We start from the raw sequence: 3,082 nt of genomic DNA on the forward strand, positions 1-3,082 counted from the left end.
GTTTAGAAACAATCATCAAAGAGCTCCTCCGGAAAACACTAAACCTTTGAAAGTAAGTATAAGTATATCAACACAATAAAAGAATATGAGTCATCTTAATGGAAGAATTATGCATCAATCAATCAAAAAATCAGAAATAATCAGAATAACGACCCTGCTAAAATCAAAAAACAGAAAAGCTCTTGAATACTTCTAAGATTTGCTAGAAAAAAATTGAAAAAAAAATAACTACACAAGAGCTGTGGAGATATCATTGCCCAAATTGATTCCACAATATAAAAGGTAGGCTTTACGGCTTCGTTGCCGGTTTACGTTCAACACACAGCACATATTCAGCCCCTCTTGGCCATAAGTAAATGCTTAGCTCCACGGCTTAGGGCTGAAAACGATGCTTAATTGTTGGCAACAGTTTTTTTACATTCAAATCAGTTTTAAAAAATCTTTTCAATTCTCTTAATCAAGTAGGATGTAGTTATCTCATCTATTATTTTGGCTCTACTACCATTATTTTCAAACACATATTTTATCCAATTGCAACCTTTGTTTATGAACATATCCTGCTTGAGAATTGCACACTATAGTTATAGCGCATACCCGTAATTGAAGTGTTATTGTAAATTATCCTGAAATTCAAAATATAATTTCATTAATTGAGTTCTATTTTTAATACTAAGTTTTTGATAAATGTTGTAATTATGATCCTTTACTGTGCTGATCGATATAAAAAGTTGATCAGCAATTTCTTTATTTGTTTTCCCATTACAAATTAGTTTTATAACATCTAATTCTCGAACTGTAATTTCATAATTTGACACAAACATTTCGAGTTTGGAACTCGTTTTAACTTCTAGCTCATTATAATGTTGGATAAATACTTGCCTATATTTATTTACCCAAAGAGCTATTCCTATATTAAAAAGAATTATTAGAAACAGATTAATGATAGTACTAAATTCAAAAGGTATTTTTATTAATCGGAATATGATTGTAAGAATAAATGCAATTAAATAAGGAATGAAATAAATGAGACTTAAATGATTTATTGAAATATTAATTTTATTCTTTGACAATTGACTCGCACGATATTTCAAATAAACACTTGCTAAAATCATTGCTATAATAATTAATAAATCTGTTGTGGCATAAAGATTATGTAATAGGTAATTGGTATCAAAAGCCATAATTTCTAGCCATGCAGCAACTTTGGGAGCAACAACAAGAATAGCAGGAACCAATAGATGTCTATATTGGAACTTGGATGGTTTTGAGTTTAAAATAAGATAAATAAATGCGAAAAAAGAAATAGGAACACTCCACTGAACAAAATAAGTAATCGTGTCATAAATAAACTTGAAACTATTTATATTGTTATTTATAGTTAATGGTGCAATTTCACTTAAAAATACCCATAAAAATACCAAAAACCACAATAAATTCATTAAAGCAATATTGAGAACAAAGGCTTTTGAAATTGTAAGTTTAGAAGCTTTATAAAAATTATATAATTTATAAAGAACAAAAATTATAGAAATTAAGAATGAAATTTTAAATATATATATTAGCATTTCCACAGGATTCCGGATGTTTATAGCATTGTTCTAGTAATAATTATTAATTATACGGTGCGAAGTTAATAAAATTAATATGCTTAAGATTTAGTTCTTAGCAATATTTCAAAGAACTGATCACCAAAACACCTTCAATCTTTAGTTTTCTCTATCCAACTAAAGTTGGGTTTTTTAAAATCAGCACTTTAGTTTGACCTAAACTAAAATCTTAATGTACACATTTGTGCTTTCAAAATTAATTATCAATAAAAATTCTAAAAGCATTTAAAATGAAAAAATTAATACTTGCAGTTTTACTTTCAATTATCTTAACAAATGTTTTCGCTCAAAAAGAAAATATTGTTACAATTTATCCAGATGTTGTTTATCACCACAAAGACGGTATGGCTCTTACAATGGATATTTATGTGCCGTTAAATCATAATAGTAAAGGAGTCATTTTTATTAACAGTGGTGGGTTTTATTCCCCTTTCTTTTCAAACCAGTATAAAAAAAATAGTAATTCTTTGAGTGAAATTGATAAAGACAATTTTTCTTTTATACCAAAGGTTGATCTTAAACCTGAGTTCCATCAACAATTTAGTTTTGAAGAGCTATTAAAAAGTGGCTTTACTGTCTTTGACGTACGCCATAGTAGCACTCCTAAGTATATGTTAGATGAGATAACTACCGATTTAAATTTCGCTATTTCATACATAAAAAAATATGCGGAAAAATATAAAATTTCAAAAGATAGATTAGGTGTATGCGGAGGAAGTGCTGGTGGATATTTAGCTGCATATTTAGCTGCTAATCCTCAAGGTGATAATAATTTTAAAGCGGTTGTTTTGTATTATCCGGCAGGCTATGATTTTTTACATAGTCGAAATGATATGGCAAGAAAAGCATTACCATCTTTAAATACATCTGAACAAACCTTAGACTCACTTTCATTAAAGCACTATATATCAAACAAAATGCCTCCGACTATTATATTATATGGAGCATTAGACAATCCATTTATAACAGAACCATCTGAAATTTTAATAAGCGAATTTAAAAACAAAAATGTTGTATGTGAAAAAATTGTTTTTGATAAAATTGGTCATATATGGATGGATGAAAATCGTAAATACAGCAATAAAACTGGAGATAAAGCAATGTCAAATTTGATTGACTGGTTTAATAAGAACTTATAAAATCATAAAATTTGTATTCAATTAATATGATAAAATCAGTAACACATAATACTGTATATAAAGCATTTGTTAAAAAAAGTTAGTTTGAAGGCAGTTATAATTAAATAAAATAACGGTTTAACAAGAAAGTTCTGAGAGGTGTCAAATCAATCGTATATCTATCGGTTAGTTGCAATATTGAATTCTCAGGGGTAGTCAATATTGTTGCCAACGTTTTGAATATGGTGCGTTTGGCATTTCAACGCTCCAATCTTTCAACTTACCACTATGTTTATTTATTACTATTATCTTCATTATTAGCACTATCTGCCAAATGCACTATATTTTTTGTTGGCA

The 3,082-nt window shown here is 28.2% G+C and carries 2 protein-coding genes; one reads left to right on the forward strand and one right to left on the reverse strand.

The features are described from left to right. Positions 1 to 608: 608 nt before the first annotated feature. Entirely contained in the window at positions 609 to 1,565 is a 957-nt protein-coding gene (locus tag HNS40_RS21965; RefSeq protein WP_253916472.1) for a LuxR C-terminal-related transcriptional regulator, read from the reverse strand. A 272-nt stretch (positions 1,566 to 1,837) separates the two neighbouring features. Between HNS40_RS21965 and HNS40_RS21970 the strand changes: the two genes are divergently transcribed. Then, positions 1,838 to 2,746, forward strand: a complete 909-nt coding sequence (locus tag HNS40_RS21970; RefSeq protein WP_172284861.1) for an alpha/beta hydrolase — start codon at positions 1,838 to 1,840, stop codon at positions 2,744 to 2,746. Positions 2,747 to 3,082 lie beyond the last annotated feature (336 nt).

The sequence above is a fragment of the Lentimicrobium sp. S6 genome (assembly GCF_013166635.1).
Classification (GTDB): Bacteria; Bacteroidota; Bacteroidia; order Bacteroidales; family UBA12170; genus UBA12170.

Coding starts and splice junctions, on each gene's coding strand:
- HNS40_RS21965 (WP_253916472.1), bottom strand. CDS start 1,565: ATGCTAATATATATATTTAAAATTTCATTCTTAATTTCTATAATTTTT.
- HNS40_RS21970 (WP_172284861.1), top strand. CDS start 1,838: ATGAAAAAATTAATACTTGCAGTTTTACTTTCAATTATCTTAACAAAT.